Origin of the sequence: Parabacteroides vesiculifaciens, from assembly GCF_049860805.1 — a bacterium.
Classification (GTDB): Bacteria; Bacteroidota; Bacteroidia; order Bacteroidales; family Tannerellaceae; genus Parabacteroides.
In genome coordinates this window covers 3,770,636-3,792,759 of sequence record NZ_CP187555.1, presented here as the reverse complement: position 1 = coordinate 3,792,759, position 22,124 = coordinate 3,770,636, and the positions used below count along the sequence as shown (strand labels likewise).

The 22,124-nt window shown below is 48.9% G+C and carries 18 protein-coding genes and 1 tRNA gene; 6 read left to right on the top strand and 13 right to left on the bottom strand.

What is annotated here, in order from left to right; translation table 11 throughout:
- Positions 1–21 precede the first annotated feature (21 nt).
- Both ACPYIV_RS15240 and ACPYIV_RS15235 read right to left on the bottom strand, forming a co-directional pair.
- Positions 22–999, bottom strand: a complete 978-nt coding sequence (locus tag ACPYIV_RS15240; protein WP_425883844.1) for an adenine-specific methyltransferase EcoRI family protein — start codon at positions 997–999, stop codon at positions 22–24.
- A gap of 5 nt (positions 1,000–1,004) precedes the next feature.
- Complete coding sequence (locus tag ACPYIV_RS15235; protein ID WP_293732616.1) at positions 1,005–1,205, bottom strand: helix-turn-helix domain-containing protein; 201 nt, start codon at positions 1,203–1,205, stop codon at positions 1,005–1,007.
- Between the two features lie 550 nt (positions 1,206–1,755).
- Here ACPYIV_RS15235 and ACPYIV_RS15230 point away from each other — a divergent pair.
- Both ACPYIV_RS15230 and ACPYIV_RS15225 read left to right on the top strand, forming a co-directional pair.
- Complete coding sequence (locus ACPYIV_RS15230; RefSeq protein ID WP_425883842.1) at positions 1,756–2,568, top strand: head GIN domain-containing protein; 813 nt, start codon at positions 1,756–1,758, stop codon at positions 2,566–2,568.
- A gap of 82 nt (positions 2,569–2,650) precedes the next feature.
- A complete protein-coding gene (locus ACPYIV_RS15225) occupies positions 2,651–3,436 on the top strand; it encodes a head GIN domain-containing protein (protein WP_425883841.1) in 786 nt (261 codons plus the stop codon).
- 22 nt (positions 3,437–3,458) lie between these two features.
- On the opposite strand, the gene ACPYIV_RS15220 is transcribed toward ACPYIV_RS15225, so the two are convergent.
- The 5 genes from ACPYIV_RS15220 to ACPYIV_RS15200 form a co-directional block, all read right to left on the bottom strand.
- Positions 3,459–4,466: an NAD-dependent epimerase/dehydratase family protein gene (locus ACPYIV_RS15220; protein ID WP_425883839.1), complete on the bottom strand. Its 1,008-nt coding sequence runs from the start codon at positions 4,464–4,466 to the stop codon at positions 3,459–3,461.
- Position 4,467: 1 nt separating this feature from the next.
- Positions 4,468–4,671, bottom strand: a complete 204-nt coding sequence (locus tag ACPYIV_RS15215) for a PLDc N-terminal domain-containing protein (RefSeq protein WP_293741057.1) — start codon at positions 4,669–4,671, stop codon at positions 4,468–4,470.
- Positions 4,664–5,425 (bottom strand): metal ABC transporter ATP-binding protein, encoded by a 762-nt coding sequence (locus tag ACPYIV_RS15210; protein WP_425883837.1) that lies wholly within the window; start codon positions 5,423–5,425, stop codon positions 4,664–4,666. The genes ACPYIV_RS15215 and ACPYIV_RS15210 overlap by 8 nt, the downstream gene beginning before the upstream one ends.
- Positions 5,409–6,305, bottom strand: coding sequence for a metal ABC transporter solute-binding protein, Zn/Mn family (locus ACPYIV_RS15205; protein ID WP_425883835.1), 897 nt, complete (start codon positions 6,303–6,305; stop codon positions 5,409–5,411). Before ACPYIV_RS15205 ends, ACPYIV_RS15210 begins: the two co-directional genes overlap by 17 nt.
- 91 nt (positions 6,306–6,396) lie before the next feature.
- A tRNA-Leu gene (locus ACPYIV_RS15200) sits at positions 6,397–6,478 on the bottom strand.
- Between the two features lie 711 nt (positions 6,479–7,189).
- Here ACPYIV_RS15200 and ACPYIV_RS15195 point away from each other — a divergent pair.
- Complete coding sequence (locus ACPYIV_RS15195; protein ID WP_293741064.1) at positions 7,190–7,825, top strand: outer membrane beta-barrel protein; 636 nt, start codon at positions 7,190–7,192, stop codon at positions 7,823–7,825.
- Between the two features lie 236 nt (positions 7,826–8,061).
- Here the strand turns inward: ACPYIV_RS15195 and ACPYIV_RS15190 are convergent, their stop codons facing one another.
- The 4 genes from ACPYIV_RS15190 to ACPYIV_RS15175 all read right to left on the bottom strand — a co-directional run bounded on the left by ACPYIV_RS15190 (position 8,062) and on the right by ACPYIV_RS15175 (position 12,644).
- Positions 8,062–9,822, bottom strand: a complete 1,761-nt coding sequence (locus ACPYIV_RS15190) for a DEAD/DEAH box helicase (RefSeq protein WP_299361335.1) — start codon at positions 9,820–9,822, stop codon at positions 8,062–8,064.
- 126 nt (positions 9,823–9,948) lie between these two features.
- Positions 9,949–11,013, bottom strand: a complete 1,065-nt coding sequence (locus tag ACPYIV_RS15185; protein WP_308526374.1) for a tyrosine-protein phosphatase — start codon at positions 11,011–11,013, stop codon at positions 9,949–9,951.
- A 78-nt stretch (positions 11,014–11,091) separates the two neighbouring features.
- Positions 11,092–12,021, bottom strand: a complete 930-nt coding sequence (locus ACPYIV_RS15180; protein ID WP_293734853.1) for a carbohydrate kinase family protein — start codon at positions 12,019–12,021, stop codon at positions 11,092–11,094.
- Between the two features lie 5 nt (positions 12,022–12,026).
- A complete protein-coding gene (locus tag ACPYIV_RS15175) occupies positions 12,027–12,644 on the bottom strand; it encodes an SIS domain-containing protein (protein ID WP_293741062.1) in 618 nt (205 codons plus the stop codon).
- Between the two features lie 548 nt (positions 12,645–13,192).
- Between ACPYIV_RS15175 and ACPYIV_RS15170 the strand changes: the two genes are divergently transcribed.
- Entirely contained in the window at positions 13,193–14,419 is a 1,227-nt protein-coding gene (locus ACPYIV_RS15170; protein WP_425883832.1) for a M16 family metallopeptidase, read from the top strand.
- 7 nt (positions 14,420–14,426) lie between these two features.
- Here ACPYIV_RS15170 and ACPYIV_RS15165 read toward each other — a convergent pair whose 3' ends face one another.
- Positions 14,427–15,827, bottom strand: a complete 1,401-nt coding sequence (locus ACPYIV_RS15165; RefSeq protein ID WP_425883830.1) for an alanine/glycine:cation symporter family protein — start codon at positions 15,825–15,827, stop codon at positions 14,427–14,429.
- A gap of 147 nt (positions 15,828–15,974) precedes the next feature.
- On the opposite strand from ACPYIV_RS15165, the gene ACPYIV_RS15160 reads away from it, so the two are divergent.
- Together ACPYIV_RS15160 and ACPYIV_RS15155 are read left to right on the top strand one after the other, a co-directional pair.
- Complete coding sequence (locus ACPYIV_RS15160; protein WP_425883828.1) at positions 15,975–16,481, top strand: flavin reductase family protein; 507 nt, start codon at positions 15,975–15,977, stop codon at positions 16,479–16,481.
- An 88-nt stretch (positions 16,482–16,569) separates the two neighbouring features.
- The gene (locus tag ACPYIV_RS15155; protein ID WP_425883826.1) at positions 16,570–20,700 is read left to right on the top strand and encodes a hybrid sensor histidine kinase/response regulator transcription factor; all 4,131 of its coding nucleotides are present in this window, start codon (positions 16,570–16,572) and stop codon (positions 20,698–20,700) included.
- Positions 20,701–20,804: 104 nt separating this feature from the next.
- Here ACPYIV_RS15155 and ACPYIV_RS15150 read toward each other — a convergent pair whose 3' ends face one another.
- Positions 20,805–21,572: an AAA family ATPase gene (locus tag ACPYIV_RS15150; RefSeq protein WP_425883824.1), complete on the bottom strand. Its 768-nt coding sequence runs from the start codon at positions 21,570–21,572 to the stop codon at positions 20,805–20,807.
- Positions 21,573–22,124 lie beyond the last annotated feature (552 nt).

The window sequence follows — 22,124 nt, the reverse complement described above, 5'->3', positions numbered from 1 at the left end:
TTTCGATATATCTATCTATCCCTAAGATTTCAATTGCTCCGGACAATACTTAATCAAAAAAGAAATAGGAACTCCCATTACTCCTTTATAATCTGAGGGTATTACATCTGTAAAAGGGACTTCGATGGCATCATAATTATCGTAGTGGTCGTAAGCAGTTTTGCCTTTTAATTCCTTATGCTTAGAGAAGCGTAAATTATCAGCCATCGTCATTAGTGGAATAGGCTCATGACGACGACCATGTTCTATACTTGTAAACCAACAAGAATTGCCTAATCGAGTGTAATTGCCTACGTATCCCAATCGTGCCGCTTTTGCTCTGTCTTTTTCATCAATCTTAGCCCCTTCGGGAATACCAAATACCATATCATTTCCGTTTCCTGTTGCGCCAAGCCATATTTTATTGTCTTTAATTAGTGGGAACACTTCTTTATATGTAATAGCATTCATGTTGCCTATTACAGCAAACATCTTTCCACCCTCCATTATCCATGCCAAGAAATCACGGAACAAGGAAAAAGGCGGATTGGTTATAATGAAGTCCGCCTCATTACGCAAATCGGTAACTTCTTTGCTACGGAAATCTCCATCACCTTCCATGTATTCCCATTCAAGGTCGTCAATATTAATGCGGCCATCCCCGCTGTGGTCATGGTCAAGAATGAATATCTTCCCTTTCACTTGCGCTTTGGCAGGGTCGAATTGGGGAGCGTCTTGTTCGAATAATGAAGGTTGATAAGGCGTTTTGTACTTCTTGCTATCCGGCGCATAGCTGGTAGAAATAAGTTTTTTCAATCCCAACTCATCAAACTTAGCCGCAAAGTATCGGGTGAAGTTACTCCATTCGGGGTCATCGCAAGGCAACAGCACCGTCTTGCCCCGGAACACATCGGGGTCGTATTCAAGGTAAGCGTTCATTTCAATCTCAATGTCATGAAACTGTGTATAGAACTCATCGTTCTTTGCTGCCTTAGCTTCTTTTAGATTCGTATTTGCCATATAGTTTATTTTTTTATTTCGTTGGGTATAAGAAGTGTTCGCACATCCACATTCAATATCTCCGCTATCTTGTATAATACAGCTATTGGCGGTTGCACTCTATTCGTGGCATATAGGTTAACCATATTGAAACCTTTGCCAAGCCGTTTAGCCAATTCAGTTTGGCTAATGCCTTTCTCAATCAAGACCTCTCTTATCCTATTCATTGCAACATTTTCTTAAGATGATTTCAAAGGTACATAATTTTATTGGGTAATCAGTAGTCCTATCAAAAATAAAGTATTACTTTTGTGCCAAACGAGGACAAAAGGACTTGAAACAAGCAAACTAAAGCAGAGTGCTGCAAATATAACGGTTGCTAAATTATTACCTCAAAATCGGTTAATCCGCCCAACGCCCTTATTCTAAGGCGATAAGAAAAACTTTCCAGAATTATTGAAAATTCATGTGCCAAAAGAAAAAACTTCGGTTGTCTGGAAAAAAGAAAAGGCTCCTGCATCCGCAGAAACCCCTATAAAAAATTAAAGGCTGTCTCACGACAACCCCTAACCAACTTTGTTAACCTTAAATCTAATACTATTATGAAAAAACCACGATGCAAAGATACGGGCTTTTCCCAATTTGTCAATAGTTAAAATGCTAATTAGTGTTGTAAAGCATATAAGAAAATTTAATTCTTAAAAAGTAAAGAAAATATGCAACTGTAACATCTCCAAACTCGTCTATAAAAGAAAACGAACAAAAATAGAATAAGACATGAAAACAAGAACATTTTTCTTTATGGCGTGTATCTTACTGCTGGCAACAAGCGGATTTGCCCAGCAGAATACAATAGAAGGAGACGGGAATATTATTACAAAAGAAATCTCCATATCCGATTATGATGAAATCTCGTATGTGGGAAATGTAAACATCGAATATGAACAATCCAACGCTTCCCCCTATTTGAAGATCACGACAGATGAGAATATACTGTCTCACCTCGACATAAAAATAAAAGGTAAGACATTGATCATACAACCTAAAGACGAAAGAAAATATTTTAAGGGAAACTCTTATGGGCTCAATCTCAAACCGACCGTATGCGAAATAAAGACCAACTCCCGTGAACTGAAAGATATAAGCGCAGTCGGTGGCGGCGAATTTGTTGCCAAAACCCCTCTTAAAGTCGACAGGTTAAATGTCGACATCGCCGGAAGTAGTACAATAAACTTCGATAAACGGCTGGAAGCACGCAAAATAGATTTTAGCGTGGCCGGATCGGGAGACATCAATGCGACCCGGTTGAAAGTAGACAACCTGGATTGCAGCGTGGCAGGTAGCGGTTCCGTCCTGCTCAAAGGAGAAGCAGAAAGAGGCGACCTGAGCGTGGCAGGTGGCGGAGATATCAGCGCTTTCGGATGCGTCTTCTGGAAAGTGGAATGCAGTGTTGCCGGTGGTGGAGACATTGAGGTATATGCAGCCGAACAATTGGATGCCAGTATTGCCGGTGGCGGTCATATACGATATGAAGGAGATCCGGAACTCAGCAAAAACGTTGTAGGTGGAGGTTCGATCAAGAAAAATTAATAACAAGAGTGAAATAAATTTCCTACATTTGTAACCAAGGCGCGGCAAACGTGTCCATAAGTACAATATAAAGAAGACAGACATGAAAACAAAAGGATTATTAATGATCGCTTTCCTCGCAGGAATGTTTTTCTCTGCCCAGGCAGTAGACCATGTGAAAGGAAATGGAAAACTCTCGACCAAGAAAATAGCCGTAGGCGATTATAATGCCATCAAGATAGACGGTGTGATCGATTTCAACTACGAACAGTCGGATGCCGCTTCTTATCTTGAAGTGACGGTCGACGAGAACCTGCATCCTTATGTGAATATCGACATTCAGGATCGCGAGCTGACGGTCAACTTCAAAGGCGCCAAGGTGGACCACTTCACCAAATTCATCGTCAAGACCAACTCCAAATGGTTGAAAGAAGTAAAAGCTGCCGGAAACGCCAATTTTATGGTCAACAGCAAACTCACCGGAGACGAGCTGAAAATCAAGGCAAACTCCAACTGCTTGGTTCAGTTGAAAAAGAAAATAGAAATCGGGAAACTCGATCTGAATGTATCGGGAAGCGCGAATATGGTTGTGAACGAGTTACAGACTGACAAGCTGGAATGCAGCATCAACGGCTCCGGCACGATCAACCTGAAAGCAGGAAGTGCCGAAGAGGCGGACTACAGCATCACTACCGACGGTGAGATCATGGCCTTCGGAGTAGCTGTTCCCGAGGTAAACTGTAAAATCACAGGGAAAGGCTCTGCCCAGATCCACCCGACCAACAACCTGAAAGCTACAGTTGTCGGCAAAGGAAATATCCGTTATAAAGGCCCGACAGCCGTACAACAGAAAGTCATCGGAAAAGGAACCGTTGAAGAAGTAAAATGAAAATGAAGGAAAGCAGACCGATCTACAGCCAACCCTCTTTCCGATACCATTCAATGCTTTCTTCCAGGCCACGGCGCAACGGGTAAGCCGGGACAAAGCCCAATTCATCCTGAAGCGGTGTAACATCACAAATCCAGTTACGCTGTTTCAGGATTATATATTTATCCGTATTCAATGTCATGCTTTTCTTCAACAACTTGCCAATCCATTCGGATCCCTGGCAGGCGACATGCACCAGCCCCATTGGAATACGGGCATGCAGGACATGCTTCTTCCGTAAGATCTCCTGTATCATCCGGGCAAACGATTCATCCGTATGGACATCGCCGTCCGCCACAAAATAATGACGGTTCCGGACCGCCTCATTCTCCAATGCGAGGAAAGCAACGGAAGCCAGGTCCTTTACATATATAAAAGTAATGCGCTGGGGCGTGAAACCGACGGCAAAATCAAAACCGGACTTTATGCTTTTTATCTCCATAAAGTAATCCTTCTCACCCGGACCGTACACGCCTGTCGGCCGCAGGATCACGTACGGGAAATAAGACTGATGGCGCAAATAATTCTCCGCCTCCAGCTTGCTCTTCCCATAAGCTGTATCGGGCAATTGAGGATCATCCAAGGAGATAGGGCGAAACGTCTTCTCGTCGCCACGTCCGTAGCTGCTCAAGCTACTCATCAGGAGGAACTTCTCCGGTCTGCAACCCGCTGCGGCAAGCGCTTCAATCAGATTCGCCGTATTGCGGGCATTGATGCGGTAGAAGTCTCTTTTATCAAGTGCTTTCGTCAGTCCGGCGTTGTGGATCACATAGTCCCAGGGACCATGCTCACGAACAAAATCCGCCAACTGGGCGGTCAACACCTCACGGTCGGAGTATTTCAGATCGATAAAATGAATCCGTTCATCCTGCAAATTAGCACGGCTGCTTGTCGAACGGACACCCGCCCAGGTTTCATATCCCCGGTTAAGCGCTTCTCCCACTAAAAAACCGCCAATAAAACCGCTGGCGCCGGTAATCAATATCTTCATATCAACTCTTATTCTTTATATAATAGGTATAATAATACAGCAACAGACCGATCCAGTTCAATACGATAATCGTCAGTATCCAAAGAATCTTCTGTCCGCGGCTGATGAAAGGGTTCTGCCTTACAGCGGTAATACCGAAAATAATAACGGCGATACCGATGATATATCCTATCTCCGGCAGGCTTATAAAACAAAGGTTACTCATGTCCGTGTTTTTTCAGAACCCGGTGCGGCAAATCGCCATGTCCGATCAGTTCTATCGGGCAGGCATATTTCTCGCCCAGCCACTCTTCGGACACATCCGCTCCGGGATGGTAATGTAATGTTTCGTTTACACAAGCGATGTTTTTCACCATCGCCAATACAGTTCCGATATCGTGCGAAACCAGAATGATCGCACTCTCCTTATTGATTTCATCCAGAAGCTTATAGAAATGAGATTCGAAACGCTTGTCCACATACGAGTTCGGCTCATCTAAGATCAGCACCTGCGGGCGGGAAACGATGGAGCGCCCCAACAGCACCCGCTGCAACTGTCCGCCGGACAACTCGCCGATCGCCCGGTCCGACAAGCCTTCCAGTCCCATCTTTCCAAGCACCTCTTCCACACGCTGTTTCTGGTTTGCACTGTAAGAACGGAAAAGCCGCTTTTCCGCAGCCAGCCCCGAAGCGACCACCTCGCGCACGGAGATCGGGAATTTCTTATCTATATTGTTCAACTGAGGAAGATACCCGATTTGGAGAGAAGAAACCGGATGTCCATCATCGTAGAAACGGATAGTTCCCGAAACAGGCGGCAATAAGCCGAGTATCACCTTCAACAAGGTCGTCTTTCCTCCTCCGTTCGGTCCGATAATCCCCAGGAAATCATCTTTCCAAACCGTAAGAGAAATATCCCGCAATACGGTCTTATTGCCGTAGGCAGCGGTTACATGTTCCATGTCAATCAGTTTTTCCATCAGCCAATGCTTTCGCTATATGAATCAGTTCCGTATTCCAATGATAATCCAGCGGGTTGATCTTCACGAGGCGGCAACCTGTTTCCTTTGCAATCAGTTCGGCATTTTTCTGGTCGAACTCCTGCTGGATAAAAACAACTTTCGTATGGTGCTCTTTTGCCGTCATCACCAATTGCTTCAACTGTGCAGGTGAAGGTTCTTTTCCATCCATCTCGATGCAGAGTTGGACGAGGTTGAATTCATCGGCAAAATAGGTCAAAGCAGGATGATAGATGATAAAAGTACGGTCGGCCAGCGGATCGAGCAGGCGCTTGATCTCCACCTCCGTCTTATCGATCTCCGCAAGCAAATCGTTATAATTCTTCCAGTAATACTCTGTATTTTCCTTATCCAACTCGATAAAAGCGTTCAGCGTATTCCAGGCAATCACCTTGGCCCCTTCGATGGAACTCCAGATATGCGGGTCGATGCCGCCAGCATGATGGTGATGGTGTCCGTCGTCCGCTTCATGTGCGTGCCCTTCTTCTTCCGTCTCTTTTACAAACTGCATACCTTTCGAGACATCGAATATCTTCAGATCAGGATTGTTCTCGCGAATCTTCTGCATCCACACCTGCTCGAAGCCGATATAACCGATCTGCAGATACGCTTCGCTCTGTCCGATCTGCACCATTTGCTTCGGGGTCGGGTCGTAGGTTTCGGGACTTTGCCCGGAGGGAACTACACAATGGATAGTTAACTTATCTCCTGCAATCTTCTCGGCGAAGAAGCGTTGCGGCTCTATTGTCACCGTCACCACCTTTCCTTCCGTTAGCTTTCCGGCACATGCGGTAAGTAGCAACAGCGCCGTCAACAGGATATATATACCAGTATATTTCATTTTACTCTTTATTTTTGACAATGATACAAAAATAGAAACATTCCGGCAAATAAAAAAGTAGAGACACACGGCTGTGTGTCTCTACTTTGTGTGCGCCTGATAGGACTCGAACCTACACGTCTCTCGACACCAGATCCTAAGTCTGGCGTGGCTACCAATTACACCACAGGCGCATTGCGTGTGCAAAGGTAAACAAATTATGCTAATATGCAAATACTGCCGGTGAGATTTTAGTATCTGTTACTTTTGGCTTGATCCAAAAGTAACCAAAAGATCAAGGCCGAACCTGTTTCGCTACTCCGTTCCCTTCGTTCGCTGTCGCGTCTGAAACTCGCTTCGCTCAAACAGCAGACGCTCCGGACGCTCACTGCGGTCACTGCGCTTAACGCTCATCAGCTTAGGCCGGAGATAGAGCCTGACGGCTCTGTTGAGGATGGTACTACTGCCGGCTTTGTTGTTCTGTCGACAGCTTCAAGTGCGGGAACAGGCTTGTCCCCGTGCGGAGCACGGGGACGCAAAAGAACTGTCGGTATCGGCCATCCCAAGAGAAAGCGCAGCTTTTTAAGAAAGGCCTAAGCGGACGGTCGTTAAGCGGAGGGTAAAGGTGTAGCGTCCGGAGCCTGCGCTGTTTGAGCGAAGCGAGTTTCGCAGGCGACAGCGGAACCTTTGGCCGGAGTAGACCGGACGGTTAAGCCTTGATCTTTTGGTTACTTTTGGATCAAGCCAAAAGTAACATACCCGTTGGTCCGGATCGAAACAGTAGCGCATGAAATAAGGTTTTTGATGCGGTTGTAATTGTAGGTGACAATATGTAAAATTGGCTAAATAAATGTGCGGCGTTAATAATTTGATTACATTTGGAACAACCATAAAAAGAGAGTGACATGAAAAAGACATTTATTTTACTTGCATGTTTATTATTGTTTCCTATGTTATCACAATCACAGCTAAAATCAGGTATTGTAGTTGGTGTGGGTGATAGCTGGATGCATAAATCGAAAATCAATTCTCTGTTATTATCAGGAGAAAAAGATTTGAAATGGGACCATCGTTTTAGTTGTAATGTTGGATATCAATTCCAGTATGAATTTAAAAATCATTTTTTAATTGATGCTGCCCTATTGTATCAAGCGAGGAGAGTGAATATCGCTTTCCAAGAACAAGGGTCTGATCCTAACATTGATTATGGCGAACAGCAACCGGGGGGCGCAGTTTACGATAAAACAAAATTATTTAATGGATTATCTTTGAATGTTGCCGCCGGTTATAAACTATGGAAAGGGCTAAAGGCCGGAATTGGAGTGGAACCGACAGTTTATTTTAGTACGAAAGCTAAAGCCAATTTGGAGGATAATAAATTTGATATTCCTCTTGTCGTGAAAGTCGGTTATGATTTCAACTGGTTTCAGGTCGATTTGTCTTACAAAAATGGATTCAAACGGATTTATAGGAATTATGTAGTCGGCAATACAGAAACAAGAGATCTTCAATTGTCGGTCTTTGTCCCGATTTTCAAATAAGAGGATCAGATATGAACCTAATCACAATCTGTATCAAATAATATTATTTCCCCAAATTGCATTTTTGTCCCGGGATGATAGCAATAAAATGCTCACGTCGGTTGTATATATACAGAAGCGTATGATATAACGGTGTGAGAAGGGAGGTGGAAACAAAAACAGCAACTCCCCGTCGTTGCCGGCTGGGGGTTGCTGATGTATGCTGCTGTCTCCTGCTTCTGTTAGTGTGCAGGGAGTCAGAAACGTCTTTTCTTGCGTGCGTCGCGTGCGGCGGCTGTCCGTTTCCAGGGGCGTTCACTGTCGCGTTCGCTTTTTTTATAGGTACGGTCCGAACGGTCGCTGCTGCGGTATCCGCCTTCTTTTCCATTGTCGCGTCTACCTTTGTGGCCGCCATAGCTGCGCTTGCCACCGCGTCCGCCCTCTTCCTTCTTGCCCTGTGCAGGCTCGACGGAGATGCGGCGTCCGTCCACTTCGAAGCCGTTCATGCTGTCCATCACTCGCTTGGCTTCACCCTCTTCCACTTCGAAGAAAGAGAAGTTTTCGCGCAGGTCGATCTTGCCGATGCGCACCTTGCCCGGCACACATTTGTTGACTAATTCGATTAGCTGGTTCGGGTAGAGGCCGTCGGCCTTACCGAAGTTGAGGAAGAAGCGGGAGTAACCCTCTTCGGCTCCGTGGGCACGGCGTTCGCCTCTCTCGCCCCGGTCGAGGCGTGAGGAACGTTCGTCTACCTGCTGGATCTCGTCGGCATCCTTGTAGTAGTCGATCATACGGTTGAATTCGAGCGAAACGACACGCTTGATGATGTCCTCCTTGTCTAACCATTCCAGCTTGCGGTAGATCTGGGGCATCAGGGAAGCGATTTCCTCTTCGTCCACCTTTACCTTCTCGATCTGGTCGACGAGGTTGAAAAGCTGCTTTTCGCAAATTGCGTGGCCGGTAGGCATTTCGCCTTTCTCGAATTTCTTGTTGATGATGCGTTCGATCTCGCGGATCTTGCCTTTTTCTTTCACGTGGCAGATGGAGATGGAAATACCCGTCTTTCCGGCACGACCGGTACGGCCGCGGCGGTGCGTGTAGGATTCCACTTCATCGGGCAGGCCGTAGTTGATCACGTGTGTCAGGTCGTCCACGTCTAAGCCGCGGGCAGCCACATCGGTAGCGACCAGAAGCTGGATGTTCTTGACGCGGAATTTCTGCATCACGTAGTCGCGCTGTGCCTGGCTCAGTTCGCCGTGCAGCGAGTCGGCGTTGTAGCCGTCCTGTATCAGTTTGTCGGCGATCTCCTGTGTCTCCTTACGGGTGCGGCAGAAGACGATGCCGTAGATGTTCGGGTAGAAGTCGGCGATACGTTTTAACGCGAGGTATTTGTCGCGTGCCTGTACCATATAATAGATATCGCGGATATTCTTGTTCCCTTCGTTCTTGTTGCCGATCACGATCTCCTTCGGATTTTTCATGTACTTCTTCGTGATGTTGGCGATCTCTTTCGGCATGGTGGCCGAGAAGAGCAGCATGTTGCGGTTCTCCGGTACTTCGGCGAGGATCGCATTGATGCTGTCGGTGAAGCCCATGTTGAGCATCTCGTCCGCCTCGTCCATGATGACGTTCTTCACTAAGCTGAGGTCTACCGTCTTGCGGTTCATTAGGTCTAAGAGACGTCCCGGAGTGGCTACGACCACGTGTACACCGCGTTTCAGCGTCTTGATCTGGCTCTCGATGCTGGAACCGCCGTAAACCGGCAGCACTTTCAGGTTGTCGATATACTTGGAATAGTCGTTCAGGTCGTCGGCGATCTGCAGGCAGAGCTCACGAGTGGGACAAAGTACAAGTGCTTGGGGCTGATATGTAGTCACATCGATTTTTTGCAGGATGGGAAGCCCGAAAGCGGCTGTTTTCCCTGTACCTGTCTGCGCTAATGCAATTACGTCGTTGTCGTCTCCCAGTAAGAAAGGAATCACTTCCTCCTGTACCGGCATGGGCGATTCGTAGCCCATTTCTTGAATTGCCTTCAGTATTGGTGCGGCAACTCCTAATTCTTCAAATGTTTTCAAAATGTGATATATATGTATATATAATAATTCAGAGTGGGGGCAAAGGTACGCAAATAATTCGGATACCTATCAGTATAGAATAATATCTTTTAGTGTATCGCGCTCTTTTTCCGTAAGATGCAGCCCTTTTGACAGATATTTGTCAGTCGAACCGTACTCTTTTTTTATTTTATGGAAAGCCAGGTCCAACCAGCTTTCGTTTGCGTTGAGCAGCACGGTGATGGTTTCCTGGGCATCCGTATTGAGATTGCTTGCCATTGAGGCAAGGTGGCGCAGGTCTATATAGTTGTTTGAAGCCATATAATCTTTCATGATCGTTTCTTCGGGCACGTCGAGGGCTGTCAGCAGCATGGCTGTCAGGAAACCTGCGCGGTCTTTGCCCAACGAGCAATTCACTAAGATCGGGTAGTTGTCTTTGTCGAGGAAGACTTTCAGGGCTTTGCTGAACTGCTCGCTGTCTTCCGTCACGTAGCGGAGGTATGTATCCTGCATATACACGAGCCCGTCGCCTTTGCGAATGCGCCCTTCTTCCAGCCGCCGGGCTATCAGGTCTTTGTCTCTTACGGGGATCGGGATCGAGATGAAGTTTACTCCCGTATATTTATCCGGGGCGACGGCAACCTCGTCTTCACCGCGCAGGTCGATGACTGTTTTGATCTTCAGGTTGTCTAACCGGATCGTGTCGTTGCGGCTCAGCGAATGGAGTTCGCCGGAGCGGAAGATCTTGCCCCAGCTGGTCACACGGTCTCCGTGTTCGCTGAAATAGCCTCCTATGTCACGCAGGTTCTGCACGCTGTCCATCTGGACCGAGCGGGCGCCGACGGTACGGAAGTATTTGTCGTTGAACGACAGGAGAAAGTATTTGCGGGTGATATTGTCGTTCGTGATGTAGGTCACTCTCCCGTCGTTGATGCTGGCATAACTGCAGGGTTGCGACATATCGAAGGAGTTGGGGGTGTCGGAAACATATAGTTTCATCGTTCCGTCGGTGTGCGGGTCGGTTTCCCATTTGATAATATAGTTGCCGATGTCGTCACGCAAGCATATAGCGCGAATTTCAGGTGCCCTTCCGGAGCTGCATCCTGTCAATAAGGTCACACTGGTGAACAAAAAAAGAATCCTATTCAATATCATACTTCTACTACTCATGCTTTACAAAGATAATGAAAAACATGTGTCTTTATACCCCTTTATCTCCCGGGTTAATGATATTTAAGACTGGGATATGTATGAAGTTGCAAATTCTTTAGAAATGTAATTGTCGTAACTGCGGCAAACCTCGGTCGCCAAGTCGATCCCGCACCGGATGATGTTGGTCCACGTCTCCTGGGGGAGGGTGGCGAGGTCGCGATGGCGGACATTATATTTTAACAAACCGTAGAGGATGCCCGCGTTGAAGTTGTCGCCGGCCCCGATCGTGCTGACCGGGTGGATGGCGGGCGAATCGAAGTGCCAGCGCCGATCGCCGTGGTAGAGGTTCACGCCTCCGGCTCCGTGCGTGGTGATAAAACGGTCGCAGTAGAAACGGATCCGGTCGGTGTAGACTTTGTCGCTGTCCGCCTCCCCGAAGATGTTGAGGAAGTCCTCGTCCGAGCCGCGTATGATATCGGCATATTCGAAGTTTTCGAGTAACGTCGGGGCGAGGCGTATCGCTTCGTGGGCATGCGCCTTGCGGAAGTTCGGATCGTAGTAGAGGATCGCCTTGCGTTCGCGTGCATAGTCGAGGAACTCCACCATCCGTCCTCTGAGCGCGGGGTTCAGCGAATAGTAGGAGCCGTAGATGAAGATGTCGTCTTCGTTGATCTCCGGCAGGGGCACGTCGAGGCGTTGCTTCGGATAGTCTTTGTAGAAGGTGTAGTTGGCATTGCTGTCGTCATCTAAGAACGCGAGCGAGATCGGGCTTTTGCCGTCCGGGAAACGGTCGACGTAGCGGGTGGAGAGATTGTTCTCCACCATGAAGTCGCGGATGATGTCGCCGACACGGTCGTTTCCTACTTCGCTGATGAAGGAGACGGGCACTCCGAGGCGTCCTAACGAGATGAGGCCGTTGAAGGTCGATCCGCCGGGCACTGCCGTATGGGGGCGGTTGTTCTTGAAGATGATATCGAGAATGGTTTCTCCGATGCCGATTACCTTCCTCATGCTGTTTATTTGTTTCCGGTTTTACACTGTTCGCGGCTTTTAGAACCTAAGTAACCGCCGTGATGCCGTTTGGCATAGTCGGGATAGCCGAAGTTGATTCGTTTCATGGTGCCTACTACCAGCAGATCGCCTATCACCGTCATGACCGTGGTCGAGGTGGTGGGGGTGAGGCCTAAGGGGCATACTTCTTTCGGCGCGCCGGTCGGCAGGCAGATCGTCGCTTCGGCTGCCAATGGGCTGTCGGGGTTACTGGTGATAACGATAAATTGCATCTCCGGCACGAGGCCGCGTGTCAACTCCACCAGTTCGAGCAGTTCGCGCGTCTTTCCGGAGTTGGAGATGAGCAACATGATATCGTTTCCCCGGATGATGCCGAGGTCGCCATGTTGCGCTTCGCTGGGATGCAGGAAGTAGGCGGGCGTGCCGGTCGAACAGAACGTGGTCGCGATGTTCATGGCGATCTGCCCTGCTTTCCCCATACCGCTGGTGATCAGGTTGCCTCCGAGTTCGTGCACGTGTTTTACAATGAGTGTCACAGCCTCTTCATAGCCGTCGGTTATCGGAATATTGCGTACTGCTTCAGCTTCCTGTTGCAGAATAGACGAGATTGCTTCGTTTATCATAGCTTTTAAAATGATTCTATTATCGTGTTATGAATTTAACAAAGTACAAAAGTATCTATTTTAATGATACCTACATAAGGAAAGACTTATATTTTTATAGCTTTCGGGTTCCACCCCGTCTTGATGTCACAAACTGTGATATCAAGACGGACTAAGGTAGTTAGGGCGACCGCACCAAATTCATTTTTAAGCGATACGATCTTATGGGCTACATAATATAAGTAATAATCTATCCCTGCTACAAGAAAACTTATCTACATAGGCATAAAAAACATCGGAGTGCCTATCAATTCTGTAATCAGTGCCAGTGATTATAAAATCAGTGCCAGCAATTATATAATCACAACCACTGATTATAAAATCACTGACACCGATTACAGAATTAACAGGCACTTAAGAAAGAATTATTCGGGACAAAAACGGTTTTTTCTCTCCATGGAAATAAAGAATTGTTACTGCTGGATTTGGTGCGGTCGCCCTGTAAGGTTGTTAAAAGAAGTATGTAAACAAATATTTATTGTACTTTTGTGTCCTCTAATGAATGGATAATGGAAAAAGATTACTTCTCACATATTTTGCCGAATGGTTTGCGTATCGTACATCTCCCTTCTGTTTCCCAGGTGTCGTATTGCGGGTTTGCCGTGAATGCCGGGACACGGGATGAGGAAGCGGACGAATTCGGCTTGGCTCACTTTGTCGAACACATGATATTCAAAGGAACGGAAAAACGCAAGTCCTGGCATATCCTGAACCGGATGGAGAATGTGGGAGGAGAGCTGAACGCCTATACCACGAAGGAGGAAACCTTCGTCTATTCCATTTTTATGGAAGAACATTTCCGGCGGGCTTTCGAACTGCTGACCGACTTAGTGTTCCATTCGCAGTTTCCGGAGCAAGAGATCGAGAAAGAGGTGGATGTGATCCTGGACGAAATCAACTCGTATGAAGACAGCCCTTCGGAACTTATCTTCGATGAGTTTGAGAATTTATTGTTCGACGGCCATGCGCTGGGACATAACATCCTGGGGGATGAACAGTCGTTGCTCGGTTTCGGCAGCGAGTCCGGCAAGTCGTTTATGAAGCGGTTCTATGCCCCCGAAAACATGGTCTTCTTCTCGATGGGGCGGATTCCCTTCAAGAAGATCGTGCAGATGGCGGAAAGCGCCCTGTCTGATGTCGCTTTCCCGATGGCGGCACGTAACCGGGTGGCACCCGGCGAGATACTTCCCGTCAGCCGCCAGATACACAAAGACACCCACCAGGCGCATGTGCTGATCGGAGGACGGGCATACAGCATGCACGACGAGAAGCGCCTGCCGTTGTTCCTGCTCAATAACCTCCTGGGCGGTCCGGGTATGAACAACCGTTTGAATGTGTCTCTCCGGGAGAAGCACGGGCTTGTCTATAATGTCGAATCGAACGTGACCTCTTATACTGATACGGGACTGGCAAGCGTCTATTTCGGGACCGATCCGAAGAATAAGGAGAAAGCGGTCAAGCTCGTTCATCAGGAACTGGCGAAGCTGCGCGATGTGAAACTGACCGCAACCCAGTTGGCGGCGGCCAAGAAGCAGGTGATCGGACAGTTGGGTGTCTCAGGTGATAACCGGGAAGGGCTGTTCCTGGGGTTGGGCAAGAGCTACCTCCATTATAACCGCTACGACACCTTGCCGGAAGTCTTTGCCAAGGTGGAAAGCCTGACTGCCGAAGAGATACAAGAGGTTGCCAACGAGGTCTTCGCGCCGGAACGATTGTTCAGCCTGATCTATCAATAACTGACGCTTACCAGCATTCCGCCTTGTCTTTTAATTCCGGTATTTTGTTTTTATCGAACACCGGACTCTTGATCCCGCTGCGTTTCTGGGCAACATAGTCGTGCAGCAGCAGGAATGCCTGTCTGCTCAGCAACGAGATCGCGATCAGGTTGCAGATCGTCATGAAAGCCATTGTGATATCCGCCAGGCTCCAAGCGAGATCCAGGCTCGCTAACGCCCCGAACATCACCATGCCGCCGACCAACAAACGGTAGATATAAAGCACGCTTTTCTTTGGCGTGATAAACCGGATGTTCGCCTCCCCGTAATAGTAGTTCCCGATAATGCTGCTGAAAGCGAACAGGAAGATCGCTACGGCTACGAATATCCCTCCGGCTTTTCCCACTTCGAGCGTCAGGGCATGCTGTGTCAGTTGCACCCCGTTTACCGAACCGTCCAACGGAGCCCCGCTGAACAGGATGATGAAAGCCGTACAGGTGCAGATCAGCAAGGTATCGGTGAACACGCCCAGGGTCTGGATCAACCCCTGTTTGACAGGATGCGTGACGGATGCCGTGGCTGCCACGTTCGGAGCCGAACCCATACCGGCTTCGTTGCTGAACAGTCCGCGTTTGATCCCTTGCATCAAAGCTGCGCCAACCGTACCGCCTAACGCTTGTTCCCATCCGAATGCGCTGCCTACGATCAGCTGGATCACTGCCGGCAGTTCCGTAATATTGAACAGCACGATTCCCAATGCAAGCGCCACATATCCCAATGCCATAATGGGGACGATCACGCTGCTGACCTTGGCTATGCGTTGTATTCCCCCGAAGATAACGGCAAGCGTCAACACCGTCAGTATCGTACCTACGATCCTCGGATCGAGATCGAACGAGCCCTGCATGGCTGCGCAGATCGTGTTGCTCTGTACCGAATTGAACGCGAATCCGAAAGTGACGGAAATCAGGAAGGCAAACAAAGCACCCATCCAGTTCAGCCCCAATCCGTACCGCATATAGTAGGCCGGTCCTCCGATGAAAGAATCCTTCCCTTTCCGTTTATAAAGCTGTGCAAGCGTAGACTCGACAAAGGCGCTGGCCGAGCCCAGCAGGGCGATAACCCACATCCAGAACACCGCCCCCGGGCCTCCTACGGCAATGGCCGTTGCTACCCCGGCAAGGTTTCCTGTCCCGACACGGCTGGCGAGCGACACGGCGAACGCCTGGAAGGATGAGATATGTTTTTCGCCCTCATGGGCTTTGTTGGCGGAGTCGCTGAGTACGCGTATCATCTCCCGGAACATACGGAATTGGACGAAACGGGTTTTGAGGGTGAACCAGACGGCGCATCCCAATAGCATGATAATTAAAACATACGACCATAAGATATCGTTGATCCCGCTGATCCAGTTGTTTAGTATTTCCATTTAGGCTGTTTATTGTCTTGATTATTACGTGTATATCAGAATGCAAACCTAAAGAAAATATTCTGTATGGACAAGCATATTAAATTTTGCACACACAAATAAATATTTCTGTATCTTTGAGAGGTTATTAATATAAAGTATGAAATTATGAAGGCAATAGAACCGGGTCTTATCAAAGACAATTTTATAGAGATTATCGGAAAAGAGTGGATGCTGGTAAGCGCAGGCGACAAGGAAAAGTTCAATATGATGACGGCAAGCTGGGGAGGCGCAGGTTTCCTGTGGAACAAGCCGGTCGTGTTCGTTTTTATCCGTCCGGAACGTTATACCCGCGAGTTTGTCGATGCTAAGGGCGCTTTCACCCTTTCCTTCCTGGGAGAAGCACATAAGGCCGCCCATAAGATTTGCGGTTCGGAGTCGGGCCGCGATATCGATAAGGTGGCTGCAACGGGTTTGACTCCCTGCTTCACCGAGTCGGGTAATCCTTGCTTCGAGGAATCGCGCCTGACGCTTGAATGCAAAACCCTTTATGTGGCTAAAATGGATAAGGATCATTTTGTCGATCCGGCCCTATACGAGAAGTGGTACAGTGCAATGGCAGGAAATCCGCATAACGTTTATGTGGCGGAAATCGTGAATGCCTGGGAGGGATAATCTCCCGGCATTGTCGGAAATAAGTGTATGGAAGCACAATTAAATAGAAAACTTTCTTTATTTTTGCCCGAAACACAACAAAAACACTATGTCTGATATTACGTCGATACGTCTATGGATGACGATTTTGTTATCCTTTGCCATTCCCCGTTCGTATGCTTCGGATACCTCTCTTCCTGCATTGCATTTCGGGCATATATCGGTAGAGAACGGGCTTCCGACAGACGAAGTGCGCCAGGTATACCAGGACAAGGACGGGTATATCTGGATTGCAACCAATAGCGGGTTGTGCCTCTATAACGGGTATCAGATCAAGACTTTCAAATCGAACTTGCATACGCCCGGCTTACTGAGCAACAATACGATCAACTGCATCACGGATGACAACCGCCATAACTTGTGGATTGCCACCTACGACGGGGTGAACGTGCTGGATAAGACGACCGGGCAGATACGGAAAATCACCTGTCCGGGATTGCAGCGCAGCATTGTGGACCGTTTGTTGATCACCTCCTCCGACCGCGTGCTTATCGGTACGGAAGCGGGTGTGTTCGAATATCTTCCCGGCCAGGATTCCTGCATCGCCTTCAAACCCGATATCGTAAAAGGCTCTATCAAGGCTTTGGTGGAAGATTCCAGGCGGAACCTGTGGATCGGGACCTGGTCCGACGGCTTCTTCCGGTACGACCAGCAGGAGGACAAGGTATATGCCTATCCGCCACTGAACGAGTTGAACTCCGCTTTCGATATATTCGAGGATAGCAAGCGGCGTATCTGGATCGCTTCGTGGGGATATGGCCTGTTCCTGCTTGAGAATCCCTATGAGCCGGATCGTCTGGCCTGGAAACAGTTCAGGCATGACGATAACGATCCGAACAGCCTGGGCTACGATATCGTCTACGATATGGAGGAAGACCTGAATACGGGGACCCTCTGGGTGGGAACCCGTGGCGGGTTGAGCGTGCTTTATGATGAAAAGAACGGCTTGTTCAGGAATTACTGTCCGGACGATTCGGAAAAGTCCGTATATTATAATGATGTCAATTCGGTGTTCCGGGACCGCGAAGGGATGATGTGGCTCGGATTGTTAGGAGGAGGGGTGAACACGGTTATCACACGCAAACCCGAGTTTAAGCTGGACCGGCTGGAGTCGATCGACAATCCGTTGCTTACAAACTCCGCCGTCCGCAGTCTTATGGTGGACAGGGAGGGGCTGCTTTGGATCGGCCTGGGAAGCTGGGGGTTCTTTGTCCATGACCGTGCGGCCGGGAGCTATACCCATAACCTGGACTTGCCCGAGTTTAAGAAGCTGGGCCGTTTGCCTACGATCAATACGATCGTCCAATCTCCTTCCTCGGATAAGATTTGGCTGGGGACGTATGACTGGGGAGCCGTTTCTTACGACCGGTCGTTGCCTGCCGGCGAACAGGCGCAGTTGTTTAACTACGACTCCGCCCCTTGGCTGTCCAACCAGTGCATCTATTCGATTTGTGAAGACCGGGAACGGAACACCTGGTTCGGTACCCGTAACGGAATATGCGTCCTTATGGCAAACGGCGAAGGGGTCCGGTTCGATTCCTTAAAGTTGGATGGCACCTCTGTCAATGCTTATGCTTATCAGGCTATTGTACAGGATTCGCAGGGACAGATCTGGACCGGCACGAATAACGGCGGGGTGATCAGGATTACGGGCAACCTGTCGCAACCGGCCGGAATGTCGTTCGAACGTTATTCCCTCGATGAAGATAAGTTGAACAGTATTTCCGTCCTTTCTCTTTTTATCGACAGCCGCAAACGCCTTTGGGCGGGGACGGAAGGAGGGGGGCTTAACCTCTATGACCCGGAGCGGGATCAATTCATCCCGGTGCACAAACTTGCCAATTTGCCCGGCGACGCTATATTCAGCATCCAAGAGGACCGCCAGGGGAATCTTTGGATGGGTACGAACGTCGGTCTGATGAAAGTCCGCATCCCGGACAATCTTTCGGACGTAACCTACCGCCTGTACACCGTTTCCGACGGCCTGCAGGATAATGTCTTTTACCGCAACACGGCTTTTACCGATGCCAACGGCGAGATGTTTTTCGGAGGCTACCGGGGCTATAACAGCTTTTTCCCCGACCGGATGACAGATGAAGAGACATTCCCGCCGGTTCGGATTACGGATATCAAAATATTCAATCACCCCTGGTCTTTGCTCGATGCGGGGGAGAAGGAAAAGATTTCCCGGCTGGCGCCTGATTTTACCGACTGCATCCGGCTGGACTATCGTAAGAATAACTTCAGTATCGAGTTTGCAGCCCTAAGTTTCTCCAATCCCCGGCAGATCAAATATGCCTATAAGCTGGAGGGGTTCGATGCCGGTTGGCAATATGCCGATGCTTCCCAGCATTTTGCTTATTATAATAACCTGAAACCGGGTACTTACGATTTTCAACTCAGGTCGACCAATTCGAACGGCACCTGGAATCAGGCTGTCAGGCATCTGTCGGTCGTGATTCTGCCACCGCCCTGGAAGTCGGGCTGGGCGTATGCCGGTTATGCCCTCTTGTTGTGCCTGTTGGCATACATCGCTTACCGGATTGTGCATTACCGGATCGAGATGCAGAACGCCTTGCACCTCAGAAGCCTTGAACAGGCGAAGGCGGAGGAAGTGAACCATTCCAAGCTGCAATTCTTTACAAACATTACGCATGAGTTGTTGACTCCGCTCACCATCCTGTCGGCCTCGGTGGACGAACTGAAGATCATCAGCCCGAATAACGGGGAACACTATCAGGTCATGACCAACAATATCAACCGCCTGATCCGCCTGCTCCAGCAGATACTGGAATTCAGGAAGGCGGAGACCGGCAATTTGAAATTGAAGGTTTCGCATGGCGACCTGGCTGCGTTTGTCCGCAACAGTGTGGAAAGTTTCCGCCCGCTGATCAAGAAGAAGGAGATAAACTTCTCCCTGACCTGCCGGCCCGAACAGTTGCCGGCCTGGTTCGATACGGACAAAGTGGACAAGATTTTGTATAATCTGCTGTCCAATGCCGCCAAGTACAATGAGCCGGGTGGCATGGTTCGGGTGGAGCTGTCGGCCGTTGATCCGGGAAAAGCGGAGATCGTTATAAAAGATAATGGAAAGGGACTTTCGCCGGAGGCTGTGAAGAACCTGTTTAAACGCTTCTACGAAGGCGATTACCGCAAGTTCAAGACAATCGGGACGGGTATCGGACTCTCGCTCACCAAAGACCTGGTGCTGCTTCACAAAGGAAATATAACGGTGTCCAGCAAGGAGGAAGAAGGTACCGTCTTTACTGTCACAGTCCCTATCCACCGCGATTGTTATCTCCCGGAAGAGGTCGATGAAAGCATACAGGTTCAGACCGATCCGGCAGAAACCCTTCCGGCATTGGAAGCGCCGGAAGCCGAACCGGCGAAACCGGACGGCAACTTCCGGTCCCTGCTGCTGATCGAGGACAATGAAGACCTGCTGCACCTGATGGTCCGCCTGTTGAGCCCAAACTATAAGCTCTTTACCGCTACCACCGGAAAAGAGGGGATGGAGATCATCGGCCAGGAGGATATCGACCTGATCGTTTCCGACATCATGATGCCCGAAATGGACGGGATCGAGTTCTGCAAACAGATGAAAGGCAGCCTTGAAACCAGCCATATCCCTATCATTCTGCTGACGGCAAAGAACCGGGAGGAAGACCGGGCGGAAGCGTATGATGCCGGTGCTGACGGCTTTATTACGAAGCCGTTCAACCTGAGTGTGCTCCACGCCCGTATCAATAATTTGTTGAAACAGAAGGAACGTGTGTCGGGCGACTTTAAGAAACAGCTTGTGTTCGAGACAAACGAGCTCAACTATACGAGTATCGACGAGAACTTCCTGCAGCAGGCGATCGACTGTGTCAACCGCCATCTCTCGGACCCCGACTTCGACCAGCAAATGTTTCTCGATGAAATGGGTACAAGCAAATCCACCCTCTACCGCAAGCTGAAATCGCTTACCGGGCTCAACTCTTCCGCCTTTATCCGCAATATCCGCCTGAAAGCAGCCTGCCGGATCATGGAAGAGAAAAGGCATATCCGCGTCTCCGAACTGGCTTATGCGGTCGGCTTTAACGATCCGAAGTACTTCAGTGTCTGTTTCAAGAAAGAATTCGGCATGCAACCCAGCGAGTATCTGGAGAAGTTTGTTTTAGGTTCTATTTCTTATTAAATATTTTAATACTATGATTCAGAGCACCGTTGCAACAAAGAAGAACCTGTTGGCATCCCTCCTGTCCCTGTCGTTCTGCCGTAAATCTCTCCATGCCGCCCGGCTTAGGCGATCCCCAGTTCTCGGAGCATCTGCTGCGTGTGTGTCAGGAAATATTTCGTCAGCTGGTAATGTTCCGTCTCCTCGAAAGAGGTCAGGCGGGCTCCGTCTTCGTCTATGTTGTAGATGTCGGCTCCCGGATAAGCCATCAGTATCGGCGAATGGGTGGAGATGATGAGTTGGCATCCCTGATCCACCAACTCTTTGATCCGTACGAGCAGCGACAACTGTCGTTGAGGAGAGAGGGCTGCCTCCGGCTCGTCGAGGATGTAGAGCATGTTCCGTTCCCCGTAGTTGAGGAACGTGCTGAGGAAACTTTCGCCGTGCGACTGTTCCAGCAAGCGCCGTCCCCCGTAGCGCCCCATAGAATAGTCGCGCCCGTATTTGAGGATGTCGCGCATCGATTGCGCATCGATTTCGCGGGCATGGTCGAAGAAGGATTCGGCACGGAAAAAGAAATGGTCGTCCGGCTTGCGCACCTCCACTAAGCGGATCTGGCCGGGCAGGACATTGGTGAGCACCTTGTGGCTCTCGTCGCCGTCGTTCAGCATGCCTTGTCTGTCTTCGTCACGTCTCTCGTATTTATACATGACGGCCTCCAGCAAGGTCGATTTGCCGATCCCGTTTTCTCCCACTAAGAAAGTGACGGGCTTCGTGAATACCAGTTCGTCCATATATCGCACGGCTGCCGCCTTGTACGGATATTTCAGATCTTCTACCGGCCCCGACACCTCGTCCGGATTGATTAGTTTGATTTGCTTCAGATAAACCATTTCGTTAATTGGAAATTGAAAGTGGAAAATTGAAAATTGTAAGGAGCACTTGTCTCCGGGGGACTAAGGTACGAAAGAAAAACAACATTCAATTCTCCATTTCCCATTTTCAATTAAATTGTCTTCCTCCTGGCATTGGACTGGCACCCCGGAAAAGGAGGCCTCATCCGCACATTCCGCATGTTCCGCACTATACACTCCTCAGCTGGAGGAAAATGTAGATATAATACTGGAAAACAAACGGTTGTAAAAAACAAAAGAGATGCCTCGATGCTTCCCGGATGCGGTTTACGAACATCGCCCTTTTTCTTGACCAGCATCCCACCTGGGTGAAAATTTTAACACTTGCTAAGCCATAGAAAAGAGCCATGTTTTCGGAATGGAAAAAAGACGGTCGAATCGGCCCTCACACGCTGGTGCAAAAAGAGCCTGATCGTGCGGATCACGAAAGGAAAATATATGCGTAACAAGCTGAAAAACAGATAAACCCTCCAGCAGAAAAGTGTATAGTGCGGAACGTGCGGAATGTGCGGAAACTTTTTCTCAAAAACG